6 protein-coding genes are annotated in these 4163 nt (G+C 41.4%); 2 read left to right on the forward strand and 4 right to left on the reverse strand.

Features of this window, described 5'->3' with window-relative positions; translation table 11 throughout:
• Positions 1-59: 59 nt before the first annotated feature.
• Positions 60-659 (forward strand): CBS domain-containing protein, encoded by a 600-nt coding sequence (locus tag QAS77_RS10820; RefSeq protein ID WP_305065523.1) that lies wholly within the window; start codon positions 60-62, stop codon positions 657-659.
• Between the two features lie 113 nt (positions 660-772).
• Here QAS77_RS10820 and QAS77_RS10825 read toward each other — a convergent pair whose 3' ends face one another.
• The 3 genes from QAS77_RS10825 to QAS77_RS10835 form a co-directional block, all read right to left on the reverse strand.
• Complete coding sequence (locus QAS77_RS10825; protein WP_305065525.1) at positions 773-1744, reverse strand: permease; 972 nt, start codon at positions 1742-1744, stop codon at positions 773-775.
• Positions 1745-1888: 144 nt separating this feature from the next.
• Positions 1889-2260: a putative zinc-binding protein gene (locus QAS77_RS10830; protein WP_305065527.1), complete on the reverse strand. Its 372-nt coding sequence runs from the start codon at positions 2258-2260 to the stop codon at positions 1889-1891.
• A gap of 78 nt (positions 2261-2338) precedes the next feature.
• Entirely contained in the window at positions 2339-2572 is a 234-nt protein-coding gene (locus tag QAS77_RS10835; RefSeq protein ID WP_250867976.1) for a thioredoxin family protein, read from the reverse strand.
• 418 nt (positions 2573-2990) lie between these two features.
• On the opposite strand from QAS77_RS10835, the gene QAS77_RS11635 reads away from it, so the two are divergent.
• Positions 2991-3731 carry a DUF91 domain-containing protein gene (locus QAS77_RS11635; protein WP_338101238.1) on the forward strand — a complete coding sequence of 247 codons (741 nt, stop codon included), beginning with the start codon at positions 2991-2993 and terminating at the stop codon, positions 3729-3731.
• 83 nt (positions 3732-3814) lie between these two features.
• On the opposite strand, the gene QAS77_RS10850 is transcribed toward QAS77_RS11635, so the two are convergent.
• Positions 3815-4163 (reverse strand): formate dehydrogenase accessory sulfurtransferase FdhD (locus QAS77_RS10850; RefSeq protein WP_305065530.1); only part of this gene is annotated, 349 nt, incomplete at its 5' end.

The following is a 4163-nucleotide window of genomic DNA, read 5'->3' on the forward strand; positions in this document are numbered from 1 at the left end:
GAAATTAATAGTACAGTGGGATTAACATTTCATTGTTAAAAATAGGAATGGGGGTAGCTATGGTTATGGATACTACAAACAATCAGGAGACAAACGACTCTATCAAAGAGATTGAGAAATATATCTCGGTCAAGGAAGTAATGACAGTAAAAGTGATTACCACAGATATCGAGGAAAGTGCTCTAAAAGTAGGAAAGGAGATGATAGAGCACAATGTGGGCAGCATAATCGTAACAAAGAAAGATAAGGCAGTGGGGATCATAACTGAAAGAGACATGATAAAAAAGATAGTAGCAAAGAACAAGAAACCTGAAAATGTCTCTGCTTCCATGCTCATGTCTTCTCCTTTGATAATGATCAAACCATCCACGAATGTCATAGATGCTTCTAAAATAATGTCTAAGGCCAATATTCGCAGGCTTGCTGTAATGCAGAATGGGAAGATCGTGGCCATCATCACAGCCAGGGATCTACTTACGATAGCACCCGGATTGACTACGATACTGGCAGATCTCATAGAAATGAACCACGAACAAAATGTTATGGCGGAAGAAGAATATGCGGGGGGAATATGTCAGAGATGTGGTTACTATTTAGTTGATCTTGCAACGGTAAATGGGAGAATATTGTGCGAGAGCTGCAGAGATGAAGAAGATTAAAGAGAAGATAACTGAACTGCACAACGAAAGTATTGGAGTGGAAGGTCCCTATTACTTTTTTGGAAAGAACAAGAAGAGCAAAATCCAATATCTTGCTCATCAAGTATCCTTTTTTACAGAACCGCATTGAACATATAGCCTGTGAATATCACAGCTACTGCCACGATCGCCACGAACAGGGCGATCAGTTCATTGCTCAGGACCTTTTTCAATATAATCATCTCAGGCAGTGATACTGCAGTGACAGACATCAGGAATGCCAGGGAAGTACCGATGGGTAGCCCTTTTCCAATGAGACTTTCGACCACAGGGATCAGGCCCATGACATTGGAATAGAGTGGTACGCCTATCAGTACTGCAACAGGGATAGCAAAGAGATTATCTTTTCCTGCATACTGTGCAAGTATTCCTTCTGGAGCAAAACCGTGGAATATACCTCCAAGACTTACACCTATAATGACATATATCCAGATCTTACCTACAATGCTTTTGACCTCATCAAAAGCGTAATCGAGCCTCTGTCTGGAGCTCATCTCAGCTTCCTTAAAAGGCAGTGAGTGCACATCATAGACAAAACCTGCAACGTGTTTCTCCAGCTTGAGCAGGCCCATTACAGACCCTCCGACAACACCGATAACAACACCTGAAACAACATAGAGTGCAGTAGCCTTGAATCCCAGTGTGGCCCAGAGCACGGCAATGGCTGCTTCATTAACAAGGGGAGAGGTGATGAGGAATGAAAAAGTCACACCAAGGGGTACACCTGCTTCAATGAAACCGATGAAGATCGGAACGGATGAACATGAACAAAACGGGGTGACAGTACCCACAAGTGATGCTGCTACATTATACATCGGTCCTTTTTTGCCTCCAAGTATTCTTCTGGATTTCTCAGGAGTAATATAGGACCTCATATAAGCTATAAGGAAGATCATTACAGAAAGAAGTGCAAATATCTTCAGTACATCATAGATAATAAAATTCAGGCTTTTTGCAAGACCTGTAGTGGCTTCGATCCCAAGTAGATCGTAGGTGACCTTATCTGCTACCCACTGCATGGGATAGAACACGTCAACCATTATCATTTCCTCCAGAGTAAATAAACAGGGACCAGTATCTTAGAATTATACGGCTGGCTTGCACCTGTCATGTATTTTATAGCATCACTGTTCAGATGATGCATTATATTTTAGCATCCTCTTCGTTTTCACAAAGCTCACAGGGAGCGATCAGAAAAGCTTGACACACTTCACCAGACTCTCTGAGATCACCGAATCTTCGATATCCATATCCCTTGTCTTCTTCACGCCAAGTTCAGTGACAAATATATGTTCATCCACTGCTATCCCGGCGTTCTCGAAAATTTTAGAGGCACAGTTCATTGGACAGCCATCTATCACAACCACCCTGTCACAACCCTCTGCAGACCTCAACTGACCGGGGATCTTAGCACCGATTCCGGCAGTACACAGCATCTTGCCTTTTCCAGCTTTAGTCAGTCCTATTGCCAGCTGGTTAGTAGAGATGATACCTACATTCGCTGAGCCTGAACATGGATAGATACCAACGATCTCTGACTCACACTCACATTCACGCCACATTTCATATTTTCAGTCATTTTTAACACCTTTTCTAATTTTATGATTTTAATACCGTATCATGGACATGGGACTGTATCATTATCCAGAGATCCATTTTTTAACATTGTCCACACTGGGAGCTTTGCCGGCGATCATTACCTCGCCGTCAATGACAAGCCCGGGAGTTATCATTACTCCATAGGAAAGAATGGTCTCATAATCTTCAACCTTGACAACATCCGCTTGGAGCCCACTTTCCTGAAGAGCTTTTTCAACTACCTCTTTTGTCTTGACGCACTTTGCACATCCTGTACCGAGTATTTCTATTTTCATACGATCACATCCTGTCTTTATCATACAACGATCTTCGTCACTTGAGCAGCTTCAAGGCATTTCAAATAATATTGAAACTTGATATTTCAAAGAATGTTGAAATACATATTTATAGATGGCGGTTTCAAATTAAGTTGAAATAGATTATAGCAACTATACTGGAAAAACTATTATAGAAATTATCAATAAACTTCCCCAACAGGAGTAATATTTAGAATAGTTGTAATAGTTGTAATAGTTGTAATAATTGTATATTATGTACTTAAAAAACTTTGCATTTAAAGAAGAGTACAAGCATCCTTAAATGTACAGAAAGGTAGATTGAGCAATTAAATTTTTGAAAGTCATTTTAGAATTATAAAACACCCCTATGTGAATAGTTCTCATTATTATATAGAGAGGTTGTAAGTGTGATAGTATGGATAATTTCAGGTATTATGTAAGAGATGACACTCCGGTGGAAGTAGCAGAATCGGTTTTGAGGACCCTTCAGGCCATCAAGGAAGAACACGATTGTGATTATACGATCATTAAGATAGAGGACCTTTCAGAGAACGAACAGGAAGATGTTCTGGAGAACATCCGAATATTGAGCCGGAGGAATACTGTCGGTGTTGTTAGCAAGGGCAGAGGTTCTCTTCCGATCTCACGCAAGAAGAATCTCAGCAATGTGGGAATACTCGTTCATTCCAGAGATGGAAAGGACATTGCAGTCTATCCTAATGTGAAGAACAACAAGATGACGACTGCTATTCAATACCTGAATCTGATAATGAGGTCACCAAATGTAGAGGATGCCCTTGAGTCCAAACATATTTCCGAAGATGATATATCAAGGATGATATCCAGCATCCCTGAACTTATCGAACCCGGACTGACGTTCCACGAAGTCGAGGTGGAGGTCGAAGGTGGCAGGATAGATGCTGTTTTTACTGACTCACAGGACAAGCATTTCCTGATAGAGATAGAGATTAATGCAAGAGACAATGCCATCGGACAGGTACAGAGGTTCAAGCTACCTTATGCTGAAAAGTACGGAGTGGATGTCGAAGATATACGACTGGGCATCGTCTGTGCAGATATTGATAGTAGCAGAATGACGGCATGTCGTGGTGCAGGTATTGAAGTTTTCAGGCTTTGTCTGGAAAAGCTTGAATGAAAATATGTTGGGTGTGAAATTAAAAATTGAATTGTAATTCTAATTACGCATTTTTCATGCAGTTAGAAAACAATAAAACTTCTTCAAATAATTCTCTCAATACCGTTATACACATACATATGAGGCAGGCGAACAAAACCCACCAGTGTCAGATCTACCGCCCTTGCAAGGTCGATACCTTCATTGATAGGACCTGCTTTGCTGGCGAGTACGGAAACTCCTGCATTGACGGCCTTTGAGACCATTGTGACTGAGAGCCTGCCGGTAGCGACAATTGCACATTTGGACATATCCACACCTGCAAGGGCTGCTTTGCCAACTGCTTTGTCAACAGCGGAAGCCCTGCTCACATCTTCACAGAATGCCAGGATATTGCTGTCAGTATCAGTGATAATGACCGAATGGGTACCTCCGGTGCGTCTCCATGTCTTT

Origin of the sequence: Methanococcoides sp. (assembly GCF_030594565.1) — an archaeon.
GTDB classification, from domain to species: domain Archaea; phylum Halobacteriota; class Methanosarcinia; order Methanosarcinales; family Methanosarcinaceae; genus Methanococcoides; species Methanococcoides seepicolus.